This is a genomic window from Streptomyces sp. NBC_00086 (assembly GCF_026343255.1).
Classification (GTDB): Bacteria; Actinomycetota; Actinomycetes; order Streptomycetales; family Streptomycetaceae; genus Streptomyces.
Genome location: NZ_JAPELZ010000003.1, coordinates 154,867 through 177,276 on the forward strand (window position 1 = coordinate 154,867; position 22,410 = coordinate 177,276).

21 protein-coding genes are annotated in these 22,410 nt (G+C 74.4%); 11 read left to right on the forward strand and 10 right to left on the reverse strand.

Annotated features, from left to right (window positions below; all coding sequences use genetic code 11):
• Positions 1 to 135 precede the first annotated feature (135 nt).
• From OG276_RS39395 to OG276_RS39415, 5 genes are read right to left on the reverse strand one after another with little or no spacing between them, the layout of a single operon-like run.
• Positions 136 to 1,401: a beta-ketoacyl synthase gene (locus OG276_RS39395; protein WP_266914403.1), complete on the reverse strand. Its 1,266-nt coding sequence runs from the start codon at positions 1,399 to 1,401 to the stop codon at positions 136 to 138.
• Positions 1,398 to 2,072: a beta-ketoacyl synthase chain length factor gene (locus OG276_RS39400; protein WP_266914405.1), complete on the reverse strand. Its 675-nt coding sequence runs from the start codon at positions 2,070 to 2,072 to the stop codon at positions 1,398 to 1,400. Before OG276_RS39400 ends, OG276_RS39395 begins: the two co-directional genes overlap by 4 nt.
• Positions 2,069 to 3,205, reverse strand: a complete 1,137-nt coding sequence (locus OG276_RS39405) for a beta-ketoacyl synthase (protein WP_266914407.1) — start codon at positions 3,203 to 3,205, stop codon at positions 2,069 to 2,071. Before OG276_RS39405 ends, OG276_RS39400 begins: the two co-directional genes overlap by 4 nt.
• On the reverse strand, positions 3,202 to 3,459 hold the full coding sequence (locus OG276_RS39410) for an acyl carrier protein (RefSeq protein ID WP_266914409.1): 258 nt from the start codon (positions 3,457 to 3,459) through the stop codon (positions 3,202 to 3,204). Before OG276_RS39410 ends, OG276_RS39405 begins: the two co-directional genes overlap by 4 nt.
• Positions 3,456 to 3,728, reverse strand: a complete 273-nt coding sequence (locus OG276_RS39415; protein WP_266914411.1) for an acyl carrier protein — start codon at positions 3,726 to 3,728, stop codon at positions 3,456 to 3,458. Before OG276_RS39415 ends, OG276_RS39410 begins: the two co-directional genes overlap by 4 nt.
• Before the next feature lie 75 nt (positions 3,729 to 3,803).
• On the opposite strand from OG276_RS39415, the gene OG276_RS39420 reads away from it, so the two are divergent.
• Positions 3,804 to 4,451: a 4'-phosphopantetheinyl transferase superfamily protein gene (locus OG276_RS39420; RefSeq protein WP_266914413.1), complete on the forward strand. Its 648-nt coding sequence runs from the start codon at positions 3,804 to 3,806 to the stop codon at positions 4,449 to 4,451.
• Between the two features lie 23 nt (positions 4,452 to 4,474).
• Here the strand turns inward: OG276_RS39420 and OG276_RS39425 are convergent, their stop codons facing one another.
• Positions 4,475 to 5,914 (reverse strand): class I adenylate-forming enzyme family protein, encoded by a 1,440-nt coding sequence (locus OG276_RS39425; RefSeq protein WP_266914415.1) that lies wholly within the window; start codon positions 5,912 to 5,914, stop codon positions 4,475 to 4,477.
• Between the two features lie 440 nt (positions 5,915 to 6,354).
• Here OG276_RS39425 and pabB point away from each other — a divergent pair, with 440 nt between their 5' ends.
• Both pabB and OG276_RS39435 read left to right on the forward strand, forming a co-directional pair.
• Positions 6,355 to 8,523, forward strand: coding sequence for an aminodeoxychorismate synthase component I (gene pabB / locus OG276_RS39430; RefSeq protein WP_266914637.1), 2,169 nt, complete (start codon positions 6,355 to 6,357; stop codon positions 8,521 to 8,523).
• Positions 8,524 to 8,561: 38 nt separating this feature from the next.
• A complete protein-coding gene (locus tag OG276_RS39435) occupies positions 8,562 to 9,401 on the forward strand; it encodes an aminotransferase class IV (RefSeq protein ID WP_266914417.1) in 840 nt (279 codons plus the stop codon).
• A 165-nt stretch (positions 9,402 to 9,566) separates the two neighbouring features.
• Here the strand turns inward: OG276_RS39435 and OG276_RS39440 are convergent, their stop codons facing one another.
• Complete coding sequence (locus OG276_RS39440; RefSeq protein WP_266914419.1) at positions 9,567 to 10,394, reverse strand: AfsR/SARP family transcriptional regulator; 828 nt, start codon at positions 10,392 to 10,394, stop codon at positions 9,567 to 9,569.
• 238 nt (positions 10,395 to 10,632) lie between these two features.
• Here OG276_RS39440 and OG276_RS39445 point away from each other — a divergent pair, with 238 nt between their 5' ends.
• The 4 genes from OG276_RS39445 to OG276_RS39460 all read left to right on the forward strand — a co-directional run bounded on the left by OG276_RS39445 (position 10,633) and on the right by OG276_RS39460 (position 15,326).
• A complete protein-coding gene (locus OG276_RS39445; protein ID WP_266914421.1) occupies positions 10,633 to 10,905 on the forward strand; it encodes a hypothetical protein in 273 nt (90 codons plus the stop codon).
• Positions 10,902 to 13,214, forward strand: coding sequence for a TOMM precursor leader peptide-binding protein (locus OG276_RS39450; RefSeq protein WP_266914423.1), 2,313 nt, complete (start codon positions 10,902 to 10,904; stop codon positions 13,212 to 13,214). Before OG276_RS39445 ends, OG276_RS39450 begins: the two co-directional genes overlap by 4 nt.
• Before the next feature lie 150 nt (positions 13,215 to 13,364).
• The gene (locus OG276_RS39455) at positions 13,365 to 14,672 is read left to right on the forward strand and encodes a sensor histidine kinase (protein ID WP_266914425.1); all 1,308 of its coding nucleotides are present in this window, start codon (positions 13,365 to 13,367) and stop codon (positions 14,670 to 14,672) included.
• A 45-nt stretch (positions 14,673 to 14,717) separates the two neighbouring features.
• Positions 14,718 to 15,326 carry a response regulator transcription factor gene (locus OG276_RS39460; protein ID WP_266914427.1) on the forward strand — a complete coding sequence of 203 codons (609 nt, stop codon included), beginning with the start codon at positions 14,718 to 14,720 and terminating at the stop codon, positions 15,324 to 15,326.
• Position 15,327: 1 nt separating this feature from the next.
• On the opposite strand, the gene OG276_RS39465 is transcribed toward OG276_RS39460, so the two are convergent.
• Positions 15,328 to 15,960, reverse strand: coding sequence for a hypothetical protein (locus OG276_RS39465; protein ID WP_266914429.1), 633 nt, complete (start codon positions 15,958 to 15,960; stop codon positions 15,328 to 15,330).
• Between the two features lie 270 nt (positions 15,961 to 16,230).
• Here OG276_RS39465 and OG276_RS39470 point away from each other — a divergent pair, with 270 nt between their 5' ends.
• From OG276_RS39470 to OG276_RS39485, 4 genes are all read left to right on the forward strand, one after another.
• Positions 16,231 to 17,424 carry a YcaO-like family protein gene (locus OG276_RS39470; RefSeq protein ID WP_266914431.1) on the forward strand — a complete coding sequence of 398 codons (1,194 nt, stop codon included), beginning with the start codon at positions 16,231 to 16,233 and terminating at the stop codon, positions 17,422 to 17,424.
• Complete coding sequence (locus OG276_RS39475) at positions 17,421 to 18,809, forward strand: TfuA-like protein (RefSeq protein WP_266914433.1); 1,389 nt, start codon at positions 17,421 to 17,423, stop codon at positions 18,807 to 18,809. Before OG276_RS39470 ends, OG276_RS39475 begins: the two co-directional genes overlap by 4 nt.
• Positions 18,810 to 18,916: 107 nt before the next feature.
• Positions 18,917 to 19,720 carry a response regulator transcription factor gene (locus tag OG276_RS39480; protein WP_266914435.1) on the forward strand — a complete coding sequence of 268 codons (804 nt, stop codon included), beginning with the start codon at positions 18,917 to 18,919 and terminating at the stop codon, positions 19,718 to 19,720.
• Positions 19,717 to 20,484, forward strand: a complete 768-nt coding sequence (locus tag OG276_RS39485; RefSeq protein ID WP_266914437.1) for a sensor histidine kinase KdpD — start codon at positions 19,717 to 19,719, stop codon at positions 20,482 to 20,484. Before OG276_RS39480 ends, OG276_RS39485 begins: the two co-directional genes overlap by 4 nt.
• Positions 20,485 to 20,530: 46 nt before the next feature.
• Here the strand turns inward: OG276_RS39485 and OG276_RS39490 are convergent, their stop codons facing one another.
• Both OG276_RS39490 and OG276_RS39495 read right to left on the reverse strand, forming a co-directional pair.
• Positions 20,531 to 20,785: an acyl-CoA carboxylase subunit epsilon gene (locus OG276_RS39490; protein ID WP_266914439.1), complete on the reverse strand. Its 255-nt coding sequence runs from the start codon at positions 20,783 to 20,785 to the stop codon at positions 20,531 to 20,533.
• 13 nt (positions 20,786 to 20,798) lie between these two features.
• Positions 20,799 to 22,379, reverse strand: a complete 1,581-nt coding sequence (locus OG276_RS39495) for an acyl-CoA carboxylase subunit beta (RefSeq protein WP_266914441.1) — start codon at positions 22,377 to 22,379, stop codon at positions 20,799 to 20,801.
• Positions 22,380 to 22,410: the final 31 nt, after the last annotated feature.

Genomic DNA, 22,410 nt, shown 5'->3' on the forward strand with positions numbered 1-22,410 from the left:
TCCTTCGGGAGGGAGGGGCGGATTCGGCTGGTGCGGTGGTTCCGGTGGTTCCGGTGGTTGCTGTGGTTGCTGTGGCTCCGGTTGCTTCGGGCGCTTCCGGTGCGGGAGCGGTCTCTTCACCGGCCCGGCGGGCCGTCAGACCGCCTCCGGGGCCTTGCCGAGCACGAGGCTCACGTTGTGGCCGCCGAAGGCGAAGGAGTTGGACACCGCCGCCTCGGGCGCCGCCGCGCGGGGCGCGCCGCGTACGTGGTCGAGTGCGCACTCCGGGTCCGGCCGGTCGAGGTTGGCCGTCGCCGGGAGGCTCCGGTGGTGCAGGGCGAGTACGGTCGCCGCCGCCTCCACCGCGCCCGCCGCGCCCAGGAGATGGCCGATGGCGCCCTTGACCGAGCTGACCGGCGGCCCGTCCTCGCCGAACACCGCGCGGACGGCCCGCGCCTCGGCCAGGTCGCCGACCTTGGTGCCGGTCCCGTGGGCGTTGACGTAGCCGATGTCCCGGGGCGAGAGCCCCGCGTCCGCCAGCGCGCGCCGCATGGCGTCCGCCGCGCCCTCGCCGTCGGGCCGGGGCGAGGTCGGGTGGTGGGCGTCGCTGGTCGCGCCCCAGCCCAGCACCCGCCCGTAGGCGTGCGCCGAACGGGCGCGGGCGTGGGCGGCCCGCTCCAGGACGAGGATCCCGGCGCCCTCGGCCAGGACGAAGCCGCTGCGGTCCAGGTCGAACGGGCGGCTGGCCGCCGCCGGATCACCCGTACCGGCGCGGGCCAGGGCGCGGGCGTTGCCGAAGGAGGTGGCCACGGAGGGGGCGAGCGCGGTGTCGGTGCCCCCGCAGATCACCACGTCCGCGGTGCCCTCGCGGATCAGCCGCAGGCCCTCGGCCACCGACATCGCCCCCGCCGCGCAGGCCGTGGCGATGGAGCTGCTGAGTCCGCGGACGCCGTGGCGGATGGCGATGCGGGCCGCCGCCATGTTGGGGAGCATGCCGGGAAGGAGGTACGGGCTGACCGCGGCCCGGCCCCGGGAGGCGCGGGCCACGGCCTGCTCCTCGTAGGTCGCGAGCCCGCCGGCGCCGGTGGAGACCACCACCGCCACCCGGTCCGCCGCCACGTCCTGGCCCACCGTCAGCTTCGCGTCGCCGAGCGCCTCGTCGGCTGCGGCCAGCGCCATGAGCACGAACCGGTCGACCGACCGCGCCTCGGTGCGCGGCAACAGGTCCAGGGCGGAGATCTCGGGGGCCACCCCGGCCACGTCGGCGCCGGTCGCGGCCCACACCTCCCCCTCCAGGCGGCGCAGCCCCGAGCGCTGGGCCGCGAGCCCGTCGACGAAGGCCGGTACGCCGATCCCCAGCGGGGTGACCAGCCCGATCCCGGTGACCCAGACGTCGTACTGCTCCCGGAGCCCGCTCCTCACGATGCCTCCCCGGCGTCGGGCGAGGCGTCGGACGAGGCGTCGGACGAGCCGTCCGGCGAGGCGTCCGGCACGGACCGTACGAGCAGGGCGCGGGCGCTCGCCGACGCGCCGTCCGGGCCGACCTGCTCCACGAGCAGCAGCAGCGCCTCGTCGGCGTCGCCCCCGTTGGCCAGGAAGCGGGCGACGTCCAGGGCTTCGCCCAGCGGATCGGCGCCCGCCGCGTCGGGGCTGAAGCAGATCACCGGACCACGCAGCCCCCAGCGCTTGGCGATGTGGCCGACCACCGCGTTGGGCACGGACTGGAAGAACAGCAGGGGCGCCGCGGGCCGGCCGGCGTCCACGGCGACCGCGGTCGCCGTGTGGGTCTCCAGGTCGCCGCCCCGGGAGGCCAGCACGATCGCCGTGCGCCCGGCCCGCCGTACGCGCTCCTCCTCGCCGGGACCGGCCGGCCCGCCGCCGGGCTCCACCGCGCCGGGAGCTCCGTGGACCTGCTCCAGGCAGCGGTCGGCGGCGGCCGAGGCCATCGGGCTGAAGGAGGACACGGCGAAACCGGCCAGCGGCACCGGCAGTTCGGGGTCGCCCGGGACCGGCCAGGCGCCCTCCGCGAGGACCTCCGCGGCTGCCTCGGAGCGGGTGGAAAGGGTGGCGGAGGGGAGGGGGGAAGGGGTCATGGCGCGCTCACCACCAATGCGGTGTTGGCCCCGCCGAAAGCGGCGTTCAGGCTGAGGACGTGCCGGGGGGAGACCCGGCGGGGCGAGCCGAGGACCAGGTCCAGGCGGCAGTCGTCGTCGGGACCCAAGTGCCCCGCGTTGACGGGGAGTTCCCCGCTGCGCAGGACCAGCAGGGTGACGGCGAGTTCGAGCATCCCGGACGCCTCCAGACTGTGCCCGTGGAGGGACTTCGTGGAGCTCACCGGGATGCCGTCGACCGCGTCCCCGAGGGCGAGGCGCAGGGCCGCGCTCTCCGAGGAGTCGTTGGCGGGCGTGCCGGTGCCGTGGGCGTTGACGTAGCCGATGTCCGCGGGCGTCAGCCCGGCCCGGTCCAGCGCGGCGCCGATGGCCCGGGCCATGCCGAGGCCCTCGGGGTGCGGCCGGCACACGTGGTGGGCGTCGCCGGCCAGGCCCCAGCCGGACAGGACGGCGAGCGGCCGGGCTCCGCGGGCGGCGGCGGCCCGCGCGGACTCCAGGACCACCGCGCCGACGCCGTCGCCGAGCAGCAGGCCCTTGCGGCCGGAGCTGAAGGAGCGCAGGACGCCGTCGGGGGAGAGCGCCCGGCCGGCGGAGAACAGCGCGAAGTTGTCCTCGTCCACGAGGTAGCCCGCGGAGACGACCACGCGGTCCTGGCGGCCGGTGCGGATCCGTACGGCCGCCTCGGAGACCGCCGTGCTGGCGGCCACACAGGCGTTGGTGTAGGTCCGGGCCGCGCCGAGCAGCCCGCAGGCCCGCGCCAGTTCGGCCGCGGTGTCCGAGATCGCCGACTTGCCCTGCACGGCCAGTGGCCGGCGGGCCACGGCCGGATCGGTGTGCCGGCCCAGCAGGAGCGGAGCCTGCGCGCGCTCGGCCGGCGACAGACCGGCCTGCTCGCAGGCCTCGTCCACGACCCGGCGCAGCTCCTCGTCCAGGTCGGGCGCGCCCGGCAGTACGGCGGCGACGCCCGTGCGGTACCGGTCCGTGGCGAAGCGCCCGACCGGGCCGAACGCCGCCCGGGAGGCGGCCAGTCCCCGCCCGAGGGCCTCCTCGCCGCGGCCGAAGGCGCTGGTGACGCCGAGCCCGGTGACGACGACCGCCCGGTCCGCCCCGGTCACGAGGCGCTCCCGCCCGGTACGGAGGCGGCCGGCGCGCCCGCCAGTACCGCCACGGCGCCGTCGACCGTGTCCATGGCCTCCAGCTCCTCGTCGAGGTCGATCCGTATGCCGTACCGCTCCTCGACCACGTGCACCAGCCAGGCCAGCTGCAGGGAGTCGATCCGCTCGCCCACGTCGCCCGGGGCGCACTCGTCGTGCTGGGCGAGCAGGGCGATCACCTCCGGGCGGCCGGGGGCGGGGGACCGGCCGCTCACGCCGGGCCGGCCTGGGCCGCGACCTGGGTCCGGCGCTGCTCGACCTGGGAGACGAAGGCGCCGAGGGTCATGGTCTGCAGGGCCTCGACGTCCTCGTCGGTGAACTTGACCCCGTACTCCTCCTCGACCTGCATGACGAGTTCGGCGGTGGTCAGCGACTCCAGCTCCAGGCCGTCGTCCCCGATGGGGGTGTCGTCGCCGACCCCGGCCGTGTCGAGGTTCATGGTTTCGAGGGTGTTCACTACGAAGGCGCGCACGGGGTTGCTCATGAGCCGGCTCCTTGTATCAGTGTTCGTATGGGTGTTCAGGACTTGTCCGGGCACCGGGGACGAGTGGGGGATTCGGTGTCCCGTGTAGAGGTGTGGCTCGCGGTCCCGGTCGGTGACCAGCGCAGGCACGCGCACGCGCTGCTGCGGCGGGCCGCGGCGGCGGTGCTGGGCGTCCGGCCCGAGGGCCTGGCCGTGGCCCGGGAGCCGGGCGGACGGCCCTACGTGGTGTCACGGCCCGGCGCCCGGGACCACGGGTCGCGGCCGCCGGTACGGGTGAACGTGAGCGTGAGCCACACCCGCGGCCTGACCGCGGTGGCGGTCTGCACCGGCGGAGACGTGGGCGTGGACGTGGAGCCGGCCCGCGAGCTCCCGGCGGTCGCCCTCGCCCGGCGCTGGTTCGGCGAGGAGGACGTCCGCTGGATCGAGGGGCACGCACCCGACCTGCGGGCCCGCGCCCTGCTGTGGGTCTGGACGCACAAGGAGGCGCTGGGCAAGGTGCTCGGCACCGGGCTGGCCGGCGGAGGCCGACTGGGGCCGGTTCCGCTGCCCGCCGCCGGCCTGCCGCAGCAGCCCGCCGGGCGTCCGGTGACCCTGCGGGAGATCTTCCCGGGCGCGGGCCTGACCAGCGCCGTTCCCGACGGTCCCGAGGGCTACGTGCTGTGCGTGGCCGGTGGCCCGGGGACCGAGGGCGCAGAGGTGTCCGTCACCCGCGTGGACGGCTGAAGTCCGGCGCGGGGCCACGGGGTTCACGCCCCTTCCAGGGCGGCCGCGGCCCGCAGCGCGGCCGGGTCCCGTACCGGCTTCCCGGTGGTCGTCCGGGGCAGCGCGGCCAGCGCGTGGATGCGGCGCGGCAGCTTGAAGCCGGCCACCCGCTCGGCGAGCAGGCTCTCCACGGCACGCGTGGTGACCTCCTCGCCGAGGACCGCGTAGGCCTCGATGGCCCCGTCGTGGACCACCACCGCCTCGCGCACGCCGGGCAGTTCGGACAGGGCCCACTCGACCTCGGTGAGGTCGACCTTGAGCCCGCCGACCGACACCTGGGAGTCGAGCCGGCCGAGGACGGCCATCAGCCCGGTCTTCGGGTCGAGCGTCCCGGCGTCGTGGGTGCGCAGCCAGCCGTCCGCCCAGCGGCCGGGGCCGGCCGGACCCAGGTACGGGCTGGCGGGGAGCCGTACCAGGAGTTCGCCGTCCACGAGCTTCGCCTCGATGCCCGGAGCCGTGTGCCCCGTGGCGGGCCGGGAGGCCCCGGACAGGTCGGCCGCGATGACGCCCGTCTCCGTCATCCCGTACACCTCGCCCAGCGGTACGGAGTACCGCGCGGCGAACGCCTCGGCGACCCCGGGCCGGACCGATTCGCCGGCGGATATCGCCCGGACCAGATGCGGCAGCGGCGGGGGAGCGGAGACCGAGGCGAGCAGCTGCGCGTGGAACGGCACGCCCGTGATCACGGTCGGCGCGGTCCGCGCGGCCACGGCGGCGAGGATCCCGTCGGCGCTCATCCGCTCCGGCAGCACGATCTCGACGCCCGCGTGCAGACTGTGCAGGATCCCCGCCATCAGCCCCATCGCGTGGATGAGGGAGTTGAGGACCACGATGCGCTCGCCGCGCCGGGGCATGCCGGGGATCAGGGTGTAGCGGTGGACCTCGGCGACGAGGTCCGCGGCCGTGCGCCCGATCACCTTGGAGGGGCCGGTGGAACCCGAGCTGAGCTGGACGAGCGCGTGCCCGCTCGCGGCCGGGAGCCCCCCGGGGTACGGCTCGACCACGGCGTCGACCGCGTGGAAGCCGCGCAGGACGCCGAGGCGCACCGGTCCGGCCGGCCGGACGAGGAACTGGGGGGCGGTCCGCCGCAGCGCTCGCTCGCTCTCGTGGGCGGTCAGCCGGTGGTCGAGCAGGATCACCTGGGCCCCGGTCCGCCAGGCGGCCAGCAGATGGGTGAGCAGCGCGAGCGACGGGGGCAGCTGGAGCGCCACCGATCCGCCGCGGCGCAGTCCGGCCCGTCCCAGCTCCGTGTGGCGGGTTCCCACCTCGCGGCGGAAACCGGCGCGATCCAGCCGTTCGCCGATGTGCACCGCGGGCTCGGCCTCGTCGTGGCCGGCGTGCAGGAGCAGCTCGTCGACCCAGTTTCCGTCGTGCTGTTCCGGATCCGTTGTCCCGGGCCCGGGGCCCCCGAAATCGCTGATCACGAACAAACATCTCCCCGTCGCACTGCCCCGTCGCGCTGCTGATTCACCCTGGCTGGCTCAGCAGTTCCGCATAATAGAAACGACCCCTCAGGGACTGTCAAGCGTCATATGAAAAGCGCGACAGCATTCTTGCGGAATTGCGAATTCCTACTCCTGAGTTGCCTTGCAGGGCAGGTTGCGCGGTGCGGAAAATGTTTGACTGAACATGGACTCCCTGTAGGGTCTGCCCGTGTTGAACGGGGAGATCATTCATTTCCCCGATTTCCCTCGCGGGGAATCGGGAGCCCAGGGTCGGTTTCCATTGACCGGCTGCAGCGCCCGCGCCATCTCCATCGAGGCGATCTTTCCCGGGCTGCGTCTTCCGTCCGGAATTCAGTCATCAGATCTTTCTATCGGGTCGGGCTGTCGAATCCGCCCCGCCCTGACCTCGTGAGGTGAGCATGCGCACTCTCCTGGTGGACAACTACGACTCCTTCACCTTCAATCTGTTCCACCTCCTGGCGGAGGCCAACGGGCAGGAGCCCGTCGTCATCCGCAACGACGAGCCGGGGTGGAAAATCAGCCACCTGGAAGGGTTCGACAACGTCGTCCTGTCTCCCGGACCCGGCACCCCCGAACGCCCGGAGGACTTCGGCATCTGCACCGAGATCGTCCGCGCGGCGGACCGCCCGGTCCTCGGCGTGTGCCTCGGCCACCAGGGCATAGCCCACCTGGGCGGCGGCTCCGTCCGGCGCGCCCCCGAGCCCCGGCACGGGCGGGTCTCCCCCGTGGAACACTCCGGCACGGACCTCTTCGCCGGGATCCCCTCGCCCTTCGACGTCGTGCGCTACCACTCCCTCACCGTGGACGATCTGCCCGAGGACGTCTTCGAGGCCACCGCGTGGGCGCCGGGCGGCATCCTCATGGGCCTGCGCCACCGCGAACGCCCGCTGTGGGGCGTGCAGTTCCACCCGGAGTCGATCAGCAGCGAGCACGGACTGCTGATGATGCGCAACTTCCGCGATCTCACGGCCCGCTGGCAGGAGGAGCACCCCGCGGCACGGCCCCTCGCCCCCGCCGTACCCGCGCCCGGGCCCGCCCGGCCCGCCCCGAGCCGGCACCTGCGCGTCCTCACCGAGCGGCTGCCGACGCGCTGGGACCCCGAGATCGTCTTCGACGAGCTGCTGCGCGGCGGGAACCACGCCTTCTGGCTCGACAGCAGCCGCAGCGACGGCGCCACGGGCCGCTTCTCGATCATGGGGGACGCCTCGGGCGACCTGGCCCGCGTGGCCACGGCCGACGTCGCGGCCGGCACCGTCACCGTCGTGTCCGAGCGCGAGGGCGTCCGCAGCGCGCGGATCGAGCGGCGCCCCTTCTTCGACTGGATCGACGAGGACCTCAAGTCCCTGCGGGTGGACCTGCCCGACCGGTCCGAGAACCCCTGCAACTTCGCCCTCGGCTGGGTGGGGTACCTCGGGTACGAACTCAAGGCGCAGTGCGGGGCCGGACCGGTCGTCCACCGCTCTCGCCAGCCCGACGCCACGATGGTGTTCGCCGCCCGCGCCCTGGCCTTCGACCACCTGACCGGCACCACGCACCTGCTCGCCCTGGCCCCCGCGGACCCCGACGCCGACGGCCCCGAGGCCCTCGCCCAAGACGCCTCCGCCCGCGCGTGGCTCCGTACCACCGCCGGACGGCTGCGCGCCCTCGCCGGCCGGACGGCGGACCCCGACCTGCCCGCGCAGCCCGTGGACGCCGGCGACCTGAGCCTGCGCCACGACCGGGACGCCTACCTGGAGCGCATCCGGCGCAGCCAGGAGGACATCGCCGCTGGCGAGACCTACGAGGTCTGCCTCACCAACGAGCTGCACAGCGAGGCGAAGGTGGACCCCTGGGAGGGGTACCGCTTCCTGCGCCGCACCAGCCCGGCGCCCTTCGCCTCGCTGCTCCTCTTCGGGGAGCTGGCCGTCCTCAGCACCTCGCCGGAGCGGTTCCTGCGCGTCACCGCCGAGGGGCTGGCCGAGTCCAAGCCGATCAAGGGCACCCGGCCGCGCGGCGCCACCGCCGAGGAGGACGAGGCGCTGCGGGCCGATCTGCGGACCAACGAGAAGGACCGCTCCGAGAACCTGATGATCGTCGACCTGGTCCGCAACGACCTCGGCCGGTGCGCGGAGGTCGGCTCGGTCCACGTGCCCAAGCTGTTCGACGTGGAGACCTTCGCGACGGTCCACCAGCTCGTCAGCACCGTACGGGCCACCATGCGTCCCGGGGTGAGCGCCGTGGAGTGCGTGCGCACGGCGTTCCCGGGCGGTTCGATGACGGGCGCCCCCAAGATCCGCACCATGCAGATCATCGACGAACTGGAGGAGGGCCCGCGCGGCGTGTACTCCGGGGCGATCGGCTACTTCTCCCTGTGCGGCGGCGCCGACCTCAGCATCGTCATCCGCACCGCCGTCGTGACCGAGGAGGGCATCCGCTACGGCGTCGGGGGCGCCATCGTCGCCCTCTCCGACCCCGCCGACGAGTACGAGGAGACCATCACCAAGACGACCCCGCTGCTCCGCCTCCTCGGCAGGGGCTTCCCCGGCCGGGACGGTGCGGCCTCCGCCGAGTCCGCGGCGTCCCGTTGACCGCGCCGTCCCGGCGGACGGGAACCACCCGGCCGACGGTGCCCGCCGAACCCGGCCGCGCCGACCGCCTCTTCGTGCTCACCGCGTACGGGGCCCTGCGCGAGGTCCCCGCGGCCCACGCCCCGGGCCCGCTCCTCGCCGCGGACTCCTGGCTGGTCGCCGACGGCCGGGTCCGCGCCCTGGACCGGCACCGCCGCCGCTTCACCGCCACCTGCGCCGGGACCGCCGGCGTGCCCGGCCCGGTCCTGGACGCCTTCTGGACCGCGATGGCGGCCCTGCTGCCCCGGGAGGCCGGCCACTGGTTCCCGCGCGTGGAGCTCGACACCGCGCCCGCGCAGGCGTCCCCGGACACGGTCCTGCCCGGCGGCCACCGCCTGCTGTACCGGCTGCGCCCCGCCCCCGCGCGCACCAAGACGGCCAGGGTCTGGGGGCTCGCCGTCTGCGACCCGCGCCGGACGCCCCGTCACAAGGGGCCGGACCTGGGCGCCCTGGCGGAGGTCCGCTCCCGGGCCACGGCCGCGGACGCCGACGAGGCGCTCCTGGTCACCGCGGACGGGGTGGTGCTCGAAGCGGCCAACTCCTCGCTCCTGTGGTGGGAGGAGGACGTCCTGTGCCACCCGCCCGCCGACCTCCCCGTGCTCCCCGGGGTCACCGCCTCGCTGCTGCTCGACCGGGCGGCGCGCACGGGCGTGCGCGTACGGCCCGTCCGGCGCAGGCTCTCCGCGCTCGCCGGACGCGAGGTCTGGGTGGCCAACGCCCTCCACGGCCTGCGCCCCGTCACCGCCTGGACGGGCGGCTCGCTCCCGGCCGGCGCCCCGCTGCGCGCCGCTGCCTGGCAGAGCTGGCTGGACGGGCTCGGTACCCCGCTTCCGGGCTGATCCCGCCGCGGGCGACCGCCGCCGTCCCACGACGCGGCGGCGGCTTTCGCCGCGCACATGCCGTTCGCAGGTGCCGATTGCCCTTTCGGAGAAAGGACCGGACCAGCGGGAGCGGTCGTCGCATTGCCTTTTCCGGCGGAGCCGGGCGGGAATTCGGCTCCGAGGCTATTCGGCCGCCGCGATCGGCTGGAGCCGGCGGGGGATCGTCGAGCCGGCCGGATCGGTCCGGGCCAGATCGCCGGATAGCACGGCCTGGTGCAGCTGCTGGAGCGGAGCGGACGGCTCCAGCCCCAGTTCCCGTACGAGGGAGGCCCGCAGCTTCTGGTAGGCCTCCAGCGCGCGCCAGCCGCCGCCCGAGCGGTGCAGGGCGCGCATCAGCTGCCCGCAGAACCCCTCGTGGAGCGGATGACGGGCCGCCAGCACCCGCAGTTCGGGGATCACCTCGGCGCAGCGGCCGAGCCGGATGTCGGCCTCGATGCGCCGCTCCAGGGCGGCCGTGCGCTCCTCGTTGAGCTGGAGCACCTCCAGTTCGAGGATCGAGCCCGCCCGTACGTCGACCAGCGCCGGGCCCTGCCACAGCGCCAGCGAGCGGCCGAGCAGATCGGAGGCGGCACGGTAGTCGCCGATGTCGTAGGCGGCCCGGCCCTGCCCCGCGAGCCGCTCGAACTCGTGGGCGTCGACCTGGCCGGGCGGCACCTGGAGCAGGTAGCCGCCGAACCGGGTGACCAGGACCTCCTTGGCGTCGAGCGCCGGGTCCCGCTCCAGGGCGGTGCCGATCTTCCGGCGCAGCTGGAGGATGTACGTCTGCAGCGTCGTGGTGGCGCTGCGGGGGATGTGCTCGCCCCAGATCTCCTCCATCAGCGTCGGCACGGTGACGACCCGGCCGGCGTGCAGGGCGAGCAGGGCCAGCAGTTGACGGGGCTTCGTAGCGGTCGGAACCACCGAGACGCCGCGCTCCTGGGCAGTGAGCGACCCGAGTACCTTGATCTCCATCTGTGCTCTCCCTCATCGGGCCACGGCCGCCGGAAAGACCCTGCGACGACCCCTTCGGAGTCAGGCGACCAGCCTCGCAGCACAGCCCCCGGGCGGCCCAGTGAGGTACGCACGAGGTGAATCATGAAAATGTCATACGCGTCCGGTGAATGTGGCACTGCCGGCTCCGTGAGGTCCCCCTCCAGACTCTCGTCCCAGGCAGACACCAGTGCAGCACCGTTGGTTTCAGGGGGAAGTCATGAACGTGGCCCAGGAACTCTTCCGCTTCGCGGAACTCGCCGCCCGCACCGCTCTCGAACCCAAGCTCGGACAGCGCTTCGACACCGACCCGGCAGGCGTACTGCTGGAGTTCGGACTCGAAGCCCAGGGAGTGGACTGGACGTCCGGCGCGACCCTCTCCATCGATGATCTGAGCGCCGCCGTCACCGGTTCGATGTCCATCTGCCTGCGGTGCAGCACCTGCACCACCGGCAACGTCGCCGACCAGTCCGACCTCCGGGTCGCGGCATGACGCCCCCACCGGAGCCCCAGGCGGGCCCCTTCGTGGCCTTCAAGCGCCACGTACGGGCCGAAGCGGTCCCCGGCGAGGCCGCGTTCGTCCTGTCCGACCAGGGCGTCACCGTCCTGCGCGGAGCCGGGATAGAGAGCCTCGTCCCGCTGCTGGACGGCAGCCACACGCTGGACGCGTTACTCCGCGCCGCCTCGGCGACCATGCCGGTCGCCGAGGTGGGACGGGCCCTGCGGAGCCTCGCACAAGCCAATCTGGTCGGGTACCGACACGGCGGAGCCGACACCGCCGGCGCCGCCCCGGCCGGCGGGGACACCGCCCTGGCCCAGGCCTACTGGGACCGGGCGGGCCTCGACGGGTACGAGGCGACGGCCGAGGTGGGCACGGCGCCCGTCGCGGTGATACCGGTGGGCGGGGTCGACGCCGACGCGGCCCGCGCCGCCTGCGCCGCCTCCGGGCTCAACGCCGTGGACGAGCACGCCGAGACCCCGCTGGCCCTGGTGGTCTGCGCGGACTACCTGGACCCCGGGCTGAGGGCCGTCGCCGGGCGGCTGCGCCAGCAGGGCCGGACCTGGCTGCTGGCCCGGCCGTTCGGCGCCGATCCCTGGACCGGCCCGTTCTTCTCGCCGGCCACCGACGGACCCAACGGACCCGACGGACCCGACGGGCCCGGCGGACCCGGTGGGCCCGGCGGGCCCTGCTGGTCCTGCCTGGCCCACCGGCTCTCCGAGCACCGCGCCGGGGAACTCCCCGTACAGCGCGCCCTGGGCCTGGACGGACCGGCGCCCAGACCCGCCCCGACCCTCTCGGCCGTACGGTCCCTGGGTCTGCAGTGCGCGGTGCTGGAGCTGTCCAAGTGGCTCGCGGGACTGCGCTACCCGGAGCAGCGCTCGGTGTGCGTCCTGGACAGCCTCAACCTGAGCACCGCCCACCACACCGTGCTGCGCCGGCCGCAGTGCCCCGACTGCGGCGACCCCTCGCTGGTCGCCCGGCGGACGGCGCGGCCGCTCGCCCTGGCCTCCCGGCCGAAGGCGGAGGGCACCGGCAGCAACGACCGGGCCGTCTGCGCCGAGGGCATCCTCATCGAGAACCGCCACCTGATCAGCCCGGTCACCGGCATCGTGACGAACGTCCGCCCGGTCCCGGGACTGCCCGACGGGCTGCACGCCTACGACTCCGGCCACAACCTCGCCCTGCGCGGGCACTCGCTGGCCGGGGTCCACCAGGTCCTGCGGGCCCGCAGCGGAGGCAAGGGGGCGACCGCCACCGAGGCCCGGGCGAGCGCGCTGTGCGAGGCGGCGGAACGGTACAGCGCCGCCCGCCAGGGCGACGAGCTGGTCATCCGGGACTCGCTGACGGGGCTGGGCTCCGCGGCCGTCCACCCCAACACCTACCAGCTGTTCGACGAGCGGCAGTACGCCGACCGGGAGCGCTGGAACGCCCTGCAGCCGCCCTTCCACCGGGTGAGCCGGCCCTTCGACCCCGCCGCCGCGACCGACTGGACACCCGTGTGGTCGCTCACCGCCGGCGCCCACCGGATGCTGCCCACCTCCACCCTCTACTTCGACACGGGCGCCGGCGCCTCCCGGGACGGCCTGTGGGCCGACTCCAACGGCAACGCCGCCGGCGGCAGCCCGGAGGACGCCGTGGTCCAGGGCGTGCTCGAACTCGTCGAGCGGGACGCCGTGGCGCTGTGGTGGTACAACCGGCTGCGCCTGCCCGGCGTCGACCTGGACTCCTTCGACGAACCCTGGCTGGCGCAGACCAGATCGGCGCTCGACCGGGCCGGCCACCAGGTCTGGGCCCTCGACCTCACCTCCGACCTCGGCATCCCCGTCGTGGCGGCCGTCTCCCGGCGCACCGGCGGCCCCGCGGACGAGTACGTCTACGGCTTCGGAGCCCATCTCGACCCCCGGCTCGCGCTGCGCAGGGCGCTCACCGAGATGGTGCAGATGCTGCCGGCCCCCGGAGGTTCCGGTACGGCCCTGCCCGGACAGCCGCAGCTCCTCGCGGACCCGGCGCAGTCGCCGCGGACCCCCGCGTCCTGGCGGTACGCCGGACGCAACGCGGACCTCCTCGACGACGTCCGGCACCTGCGGACCCTGCTGGAGTCGCACGGGATGGAACTGCTGGTCCTCGACCAGACCCGGCCCGACGTGGGCATACCCGTGGTCAAGACCCTGGTGCCCGGACTGCGCCCGTTTTACGCCAGGTTCGCGCCCGGACGGCTCTTCGACGTACCGGTGAATGTCGGTCAGCGGAATACCGCCACCGCATTCCGTGAACTCAACGAGGTTCCGCTACCCCTGTAGACGGGGCCGCGGAAGCCCCCGTGGATGTGCCTGTAGTTGTCCCGGTAGAAGCCCTTGTAGATCAGCTCTCTGCTACCGCTCCGATCTTCGGCGGGCTCGGCATATAGTGCGGACCCGGACCCTTCGTTTTCCCTACCGAGGAGTGAGCATATGACGGGCCGTTTCCGGACTGCGGACAACGACCTAGCTCAGAGGGCCCAGCAAACGGAGAGTTCGAATCCGGACAAGCGCGGGCGGGTCACCGACGTGCTCGCCCCGCGTCTGGCCCAGGGCATCGTGGTCACCGTCCTGTCCGGGTACGCAATCGTCACCCTGCTCAACGTCGAGTACGCGTTACGCGACCGGCGGCGCGAACTCCTCGTCTGCGCGACCGCCGTCCTGGTCCTGTACGGCCTCCAGCTGGTCCTCACCTCCTCCAAGGCCCGGCACTGGTCCACCGGACGCAAGTGCGCGGCCCTGGGCGTGCAGTTGTTCCTCACCTTCCTGCCCCTGGTCTGGCTGAACGTGCTGTGGGGCAGCGTGGCGGGCCCCCTGAGCGCCTCGGTCCTGCTGCTCGCACCGCCCAGGATCGCCTGGCCCTCCTTCGCGGCCATCTCGGGCGTGGTGCTGTGGTGGGCGGTGGGTCAGGGCGTCACCGTGCTGGACCTCGCGTACGCGGCCATCTCCACCGCGCTGACCGGACTGGTGATCTACGGCCTCACCCGGCTGACCGACCTGGTCCACGAAGTGCACGAGACCCGTGCGGAGATGGCGCGGATGGCCGTCATCCAGGAACGGCTGAGGTTCGCCCGGGACCTGCACGACCTGCTCGGCTACAGCCTCTCGGCCATCTCGCTGAAGTGCGAGCTGATCCAGCGGATCGTCGTCAACAACCCCGAGCGGGCCCGCGCGGAGGTCGTCTCCGTGCTCGGTGTGTCCCGCCAGGCACTCGTCGACGTACGGCTGGTCGCCAGCGGATACCGCGACATGTCGCTGGCCGCCGAGGCCGTGTCGGTGGCCAACGTGATGGCCTCGGCGGACGTGGAGGCGGAGGTCGACATCGACTGCGGGCGGCTGCACCCGCTGGTGGACACCGTGCTGGCGACGGCCCTGCGCGAGGGCGTGACGAACATCCTGCGGCACAGCAAGGTGCAGTCCTGCACCATCAGGGCCGCGGTCGACGGGGAGATGGTGGAACTGGTGATGGAGAACGACGGGGTGGTGGCCGTCGGGCTCGCGGACCCCGTGGACCGGGGCAGCGGGCTGGGCAACCTGGCCACGCGGCTCACCGCGATCGGCGGGACCCTGAGCGCCGGCATCGAGCCGCAGGGCCGCTTCCGGGTGACGGCGCGGGCGCCGATGAGGCCGGTCGCCCCCGATCCCGTGGACAGCGTCGGACCACAAGGGCGCGCGTACGACCGGAGCGCGGACACGGCGTCCGTCGCGGCGCTGGAACGCCGGGCCGGCCGGGCCGGCTGAACCAGCGCGAGCCGACCGGCACGAGGGTATAACGGGGGAACAACCATGCTGTCGCTGCTTCTCGCCGAGGACGTCCACATGGTCCGCGGCGCGCTCATCGCATTACTCGAACTGGAGCCTGACTTCCAGGTGGTCGCCTCCGTGGACCGGGGTGACCTCATCGTGGCCTCCGCGCTCGAATCGCGCCCCGACGTGGCGATCATCGACATCGACCTGCCCGGGATGGACGGCCTGACCGCCGCCGCCGAACTGCGCGAACGCCTTCCCGACTGCCGCACGCTGATCCTCACCAGCCTCGGCAGACCCGGCACCCTGCGCCGGGCGATGGCCGCCCGCGTCTCGGGGTTCCTGCTCAAGGACTCCCCGCCGGCCCGGCTCGCCCAGGCCGTACGGGCCGTGGCCAACGGACAGCGGGTGATCGATCCCGATCTCGCCCTCAGCGCCTGGGAGGCCCTGGACAATCCGATATCCCCCCGCGAGACGCAAGTGCTCCGGCTCGCCGCCCGGGGCGCCGACGCCGGCGAGATCGCCGAGCAGCTCTTCCTGAGCGAGGGCACGGTACGGAACTACCTGACGGCCATCGTGGACAAGCTCAACGCCCGCAACCGGATCGACGCCATCCGCATCGCCGAGGAGGCGGGCTGGATCCCGTAGCTCACGCCACCCGCAGGATCCGGGTCGACTCCTCGGTGACCGCCGCCGCGGCGGACAGCCCCGCCAGCCGGTCCCGGTAGCCGGCCCCGGCGCGCACCCGCGCACAGGCCTCCGGGTCCAGCCACCACAGCACGCCCAGGTAGGCCCGGGGGTCGGCGGCCGAGCGGAGCAGGTCGCTGCCGCCGAAACCGCCGTCCGGCACGCACTGTGCGACCAGGGCGCCGAAGTCGAGCTCGAACTGCCGCGGCGGGCCGTCGAGCACCGCACGGACCAGCACGACGTGGGCCGCCTCCGAGAGCTCGCCCCCGACGGTCATCCGCCCGACGGTGACCATCAGTTCGCTGGAGGAGACCGTGCCCGCACCGAGCCCGGGGTGCCGCTCCGGCAGGGGCCCGGCCTCGTGTCCGGCCTCGTGCCCGGCCTGGAGCAGCCGGTCCAGGGTGCTCCACTGGTCGAGGTGGACGTAACTGCCGGGCCGGTCGGGGCAGGCAGCCGTCACGAGCGCCTCGAAGCCCTTGGCGGACTCCCGGTGGCGCGCGTAGTCGACGAGTGCCCGCTCGAACGAGGAGGGATCCCCGGTCGTGGTCATCCGCTCGACGACCGTCACCTGCCGGCCGCGCTCTTGCTGGGACATCGGCGGCTCCCCTCCCTGCTCCCTGCACGGCTTAACCGGTGCATTGTCCGCACAGACCGCTAGAGCGCCGATGGAACGCCGACGAAACGCCGACGGAACCCGGTCCCGTACGGACCTCCCCGGGATCCCCCCGCCAGGGTTTTCACCACCCGTGTGGAAGTTCTGCCGCTCCCTTGCCGGTCGGCTGGCCGTCGCCCGCGCACGCTGGTGGACAGGTGCCGGGAACACGGCGCCCGACGGCCTCCGGGACGGGGCAGGGGAGGACGACGCGTGAAGAAGGTGCACTTCGCGGGGACCCACCGGGTCCGCCACCCCGAGGAGACCTGGGCCCGCCTCGGCGAACTCCGCGACTCCTTCGGGATCACCCGGATCGCCGATGTCACCGGCCTCGACACCCTCGGCATCCCGGTCGTCGCCGCGGTCCGGCCCGCATCCCGCACCCGGCCGCTCGCCTACGGCCGCGGAGCCACCCCCCTGCTCGCCCGGATCTCCGCCGTCATGGAATCCGTGGAGCTCTGGCACGCCGAGTACGCCTGCCCGCCCGCCGAAGTGCTGCGCACACCCGCGCGCGAACTCGCCCTGCCCTACGACGTACGGGCCCTGCCCCTCGAACCCGGCAGCCTGCTGAGCGAACACACCCCCCTCGACTGGGTCATCGCCGCCGACCTGGTCACCGGCGCCCCCGTGCCCGCCCCCCGTGCCTGCGTCCGCGCGGACGACGAGGCCGGCACCGGGTGGCGGCCCCCGCTGCTGCGCGCCACGGCCGGCGCACTGGCCGGCGGCAACAGCTACGAGGAGACCGTGGTCCACGCGCTCTACAAGGTCATCGAGCAGGACTGCGCCCTCGCCCCGGCCGGCGTTCCCGATGTGCCCGGCGTCCCCGCCCCGGCCGGCCTCGACACCACCGGTCCCGTCGACCCGGCCGGCGTCGACGACCCGCTCTGCGCCGAGGTCCTCGCCCGGCTCGCCGCCGCCGGAGTCCGCGTCACCCTCACCCGCCGGGCCAACCGCTGGGCGCTGCCCTGCTTCTCCGTGGGCCTGTGGTCGAAGTCCTTCCCCGTGCCCGTCACCGCCGTCGGCGTGCACGGCGACCCGGGCATCGCGCTGGGCCGCGCACTGACCGGCGCCGCCCGCGACCGGCTGCGCGCCCTGGTGGGCGACGGCCCGGCCGCGGCGACCCGGGCCCGCGCGACGCCGCCGCGCGCCGCCCGCCCCGCCGGGGCGCCCGTGGAGCGGCTCCTGGACTGGCGGGAAGCCGCCGTCCGCGGCGCCGAGTTCGCCGAGGACACCGACGAGATGCGCTGGCTCACCGGCCTGGTCACCGCGGTGACCGGCCACCGGCCGGTGGCCGTGGACCTCAGCACCGAAACCGACTTCCGTGTCGTCAAGGTCGTCGCCGCGGGCCTCACGGGCCCCGCCGGCGCGAGCCCCGGCGCCACGGGCCTGCCCGGGGAGGGCCGTTGACCACCCACGTGTTCGTCGGAGCCGCCCTCGGCGCCGAAGAGGTCCGCACCGCTTTCCCCGGAGCGGCCCTGCACCCGCCGGCCCGCCACGGCGATCTGCTCGCCCTCGCCGCCGGGCCCGGGGACACCGTCGTCCTCCTCGACGGCGTCCAGTGCCACGGCACCCCGGTGTCCCACGAGGAGATCCTCGACCTCCTCGCCGACGGCGCCCGGGTCGTCGGCGCCGCCGGGTTCGGCGCCCTGCGCGCCGCGGAACTGTGGCCGTACGGCATGCGGGGCATCGGCCTGGTCTTCGGCATGTTCGTCCAGGGCAGCCTGGACGGCGACGCCGAGGTCGCCGCACACCGGCCCACGCACACCCACGAGCACCCCACCCTGGCGCTGGTCACCCTGCGCTGGACGGTGGCGAGCGCCGTCTCCGACCGGCTCCTCACCCCGGGCACGGGCGAGATCCTCCTCGGCCTCGCCGGCTCGCTGCACTGCGCCGAGCGCTGCTGGCCCGCGCTGCTCCGGCTGGCCCGCGCGCACTCGGTGGAGGCCGGGGAGGCGGCGGCCTCCTTGCGCGCGTACGCCCGGCGGACCCGCTCCACCACCGACCTGCAGCGCGTGGACTCCCTGCTGGCGCTGTCCTGGCTGGCCCAGGAAGCACCCGCGTCCGCGGCGGCGCCGTCCGCACCCGACCCGCTGCTCGTACCCGCCTGGTTCCTCGCGCCCACGAGCCGTCGCGCGCAGTGGCGCGGCACGTTCCGGCCCGCGCGGGGAGCCCCGCGCCACCCGGCCGTGCGCGAGCTCGACGTGCTCCGGTTCCAGCAGCTCTACGCCCCCGACTTCCCCGCCCGCTACCGGGGTTTCGCCCTGCGCCGGATCGCCGGGAACCTCCTGCCGGCCGGGGAAGCGGAGCTGGAGGCCTGCGCCCTGGAGTCCGCCGCCCGGGCCGGCATCACCGCGGACCTGCTCCCCGCCCAGGCGTGGGAGCACTGGCTGACCCCCGCCGAGCGGCGCGCCGGCACCCCCTGGCTCCGCCTCCTCACCCTGCTCGTGCGCTCCTTCCGCAGCGCACCGGGGGACGCGCCCTTCCACGGCGTGCCCGCGGAGCTGCGCCAGGCGGACGCCGTGTGGGCGGCGAGCACGAGCGCGGTCGCCGCCATCGACCGGCTGGGCGAGTCCGCCGCCACGACCGGCGCGGGGGGCACCGCCCGCCGGGTCCCGGTGGGCGAAGTCCGCGGGCACCTGCGGGAGATCTGGGGCGCGGGCAGCCCGGCGTCCCTGCAGGCGGCCGCCCGTGACCGGGGCTTCGCCTCCCTGGCCGAAGCGGAGGAAGCGGCCCGCCGCTTCCTGCCCCTGCGCGCGGCCCGGGCGGTCCCGGCCCAGGTGGAGGCCCGCTAGCGCCCCGCTCTCGGCCCGCTCTCGCGCCCCGTCGCCCGCCTCCCGGCGGCGGTACTGTCCCGAAGTGGGGTCCACTCGCGGGCAGCGGACCGGACCGGGAGGCACCGATGAGGACCGTACTGATCGTCGAGGACGACGACGGAATCGCCGAGGCCCTGGAGCAGGCCCTGACCGTGCACGGCTACGGCACGTGCCGCACCGGCACCGGAGCCGCGGCCCTGGAGCAACTGGACGACGCCTCCCTGGTCCTGCTCGACCTCGGCCTGCCCGACCTCGCCGGTCACGAGGTGTGCCGGCGGATCCGGGAGCGCTCCTGCGTCCCCGTCATCGCGCTGAGCGGCCGGGCCGACGAACTCGACCGCGTGATGGCCCTGCACATGGGGGCCGACGACTTCGTGGCCAAGCCCTTCGGCCGCTACGAGCTGATGGCGCGCATCCAGGCCGTCTTCCGGCGCACCGGCGACTGCCCCCGGCACGACGGCGCCCCCGCCGCGCACGGCCCGCTACCCGAGCCCGGTTCCTTACGCGAACCCGAGCACGAGCACGAGCACGACCCCGAGCGCGGGCTCGAACGCGGGCCCGGTGCCGGGGCCGGCCGGCCCGGCGGCATCCTGCGGGCGGGACCGCTCAGCCTGGACCGGCGCGCCCGCAAGGTGTACCTGGACGGCACGGAAGTACGCATCACCCGCAAGGAGTTCGAGCTGCTGGCCATGCTGCTGGAGGAGCCCGGCACGGTCATGGAACGCCAGGACATCATGGCCCGGGTCTGGGACGAGAACTGGTTCGGGTCCACCCGCACGCTCGACGTCCACGTGGGCTCCCTGCGCGGCAAGCTCGGCAGCAACGACTGGATCGAGGCGGCCCGGGGCGTCGGCTACCGCCTGACCGTCCCGCGGCCGCGCGCCTCGTGAACGCGCCCGCGTGGCAGCCGGAGCCGCCCACGGTCGTGGTGGCCGCCGCCCACCAGATGCGCGGCCCGCTGTCCTCCGTACGCCTGCGCCTCGAACTCCTCCAGGACCGCTTCGAGAACGCGGCCGATCCCGCCCCGGGGCGGGAGCTGGCCGGCATCCTGCGCGAAGTGGCACGGCTCTCCGACGTCCTGGAACAGGTACTGGCCTGGGGAGCAGTCGAGCACGCCGCGGCCCGGGCCGAGACCGCGGACGCCCTGACCGTCGCCGCCCTGCGCGCGGACGCCTGGTCCGCGGCGGCGCGGGCCCGCGGCGCGTACCTGGAGGTCACGGGGGAGCGGGCGTCCCTCGTCCAGCAGCGCGGCACGCTGGAGCAGACCCTCGACGTCCTGCTGGACAACGCGCTGAAGGTCTCCCCGGCGGGCGGGACCGTACGGATATCCGTACACCGCGAGCCCCCCGGAGAGGTGGCCGTGGACGTCTGCGACGAGGGCCCGGGGATGTCGCTCGAAGAGATCGCCCGCGCCTGCGAACCCTTCTGGCGCGGCCGCGCGGGCCGGGGCGGCCGGGGCAGCGGCCTCGGACTGACGATCGCCGCCGCCCTGCTCGGCGCCTCGGGAGGACGCCTCGAACTCGGTGCGCGCGGCGGCCCGTGCGGCCTGCGCGCGAGGGCCGTCCTGCCCGCGGACACCTTCGCGCGGCCCGTCCCGGCACAGGCCTGCGCCCCGTCCACGGGCGGGACGCCGCTGCTCCGCACGACCTCGTAGGAGATCCGGTGGATGCGTCAGCTGCTCCGTCCTTCCCTGGTAGCCGTCAGGCGCTCGGCTCGTGGGTGCGGGCCTGCCACGTGCGGGGGCCGTCGAACGCGCCGCCCCGCTCCGGGCGGCGCCAGCGGGCCGCCGGCCGCCGCGGCGGGCGGCCGGGGTCCCCGTCGGGAGCGGGTTCCGCGGCCCTGGCCAGCAGGACGGCGGTGAGCGCGGCGACCTCCTCCGGGCTCGCGCTGCCCTTCTCCACGCGCACCAGGAACGGCTGGTGCTTCTCGCGTACCGCTTCGCGTACCTCGGTCATCTCCGGGTCCTCCTCACTGGGGCGGGTTGCCGTGCTTGCGGCGGGGCAGTGCGGCGTCCTTCGTGCGCAGCATCGACAGGCAGCGGATCAGCGCCGAGCGGGTCTCGCGCGGGTCGATCACGTCGTCGACGAGACCGCGCTCGGCCGCGTAATAGGGGTGCACCAGCTCGGTCTTGTACTCCTCGATCTTCTGCCGGCGCATCGCCTCGGGATCGTCGGCGGCGGCGATCTCCCGCCGGAAGACCACGTTGGCCGCGCCCTCGGCGCCCATCACGGCGATCTCGTTGGTCGGCCAGGCCAGCGCGATGTCCACCCCGATCGAGCGGGAGTCCATCACGATGTACGCACCGCCGTACGCCTTGCGCAGGACCACGGAGATCCTCGGCACCGTCGCGTTGCAGTAGGCGTACAGCAGCTTCGCGCCGCGCCGGATGATGCCCTGGTGCTCCTGGTCGACGCCCGGCAGGAACCCGGGCACGTCGACGAGGGTGACCAGCGGGATGTTGAAGGCGTCGCAGAACTGCACGAACCGCGCGCCCTTCTCGCTCGCCTTGATGTCGAGGACCCCGGCCATGGCCGCGGGCTGGTTCGCGACGATCCCCACCACTTGGCCGCCGAGCCGGGACAGCGCCACGACCAGGTTGGGCGCCCAGCCGGCGTGCACCTCCATGTAGTCGCCGTCGTCGGCGATCTCCGCGATCACCTCGCGGATGTCGTACGAGCGGTTCCCGTCGGCCGGGACCGTGTCGAGCAGCGTGTCGCAGTGCCGGTCGGCGCTGTCCTCGCTGTGCACGTCCGGCGGCAGTTCGCGGTTGTTGGAGGGGAGCAGGGAGAGCAGGTAGCGCACTTCGGCGAGGCAGGTCTCCTCGTCGTCGTACACGAAGTGGGCCACGCCCGAGACCCCGGCGTGGACGTCGGCGCCGCCCAGACCGTTCTGCGTGACCTCCTCCCCGGTGACCGCCTGCACCACGTCCGGACCCGTGATGAACATCTGCGAGATGTCGCGGACGGCGAAGACGAAGTCGGTGAGCGCCGGGGAGTACGCGGCGCCTCCGGCGCACGGCCCGAGCATCACGCTGATCTGCGGGATCACGCCCGAGGCCTTGGTGTTGCGCTGGAAGATGCCGCCGTAGCCGGCGAGCGCGGAGACGCCCTCCTGGATGCGGGCGCCCGCCCCGTCGTTGAGGGAGACCAGCGGGGCGCCCGCGGCCAGGGCCATGTCCATGACCTTGTGGATCTTCTGGGCGTGGGCCTCGCCGAGCGCCCCTCCGAAGATCCGGAAGTCGTGGGCGTACACGAACACGGTGCGGCCGTCGACCGTGCCCCAGCCGGTGACCACGCCGTCGGTGTAGGGGCGCTTGTCCTCCAGGCCGAAGCCGGTGGCCCGGTGCCTCCTGAGGCCCTCGACCTCCGAGAAGCTCCCCTTGTCGAGGAGGAGGCCGATCCGCTCCCGCGCGGTCAGCTTGCCCTTGGCGTGCTGGCGTTCGGTGGCCGCCGGATCGGCGCCCTCGCGGGTCACTTCCTTGATGCGGGCCAGTTCACCGAGCCGGTCCGGCGGTGCACCGACTCCATCAGCCTGCTGTGTCGTCACCACGGCGCTGCTTCCTCCCCGTTGTCTGGGTCAT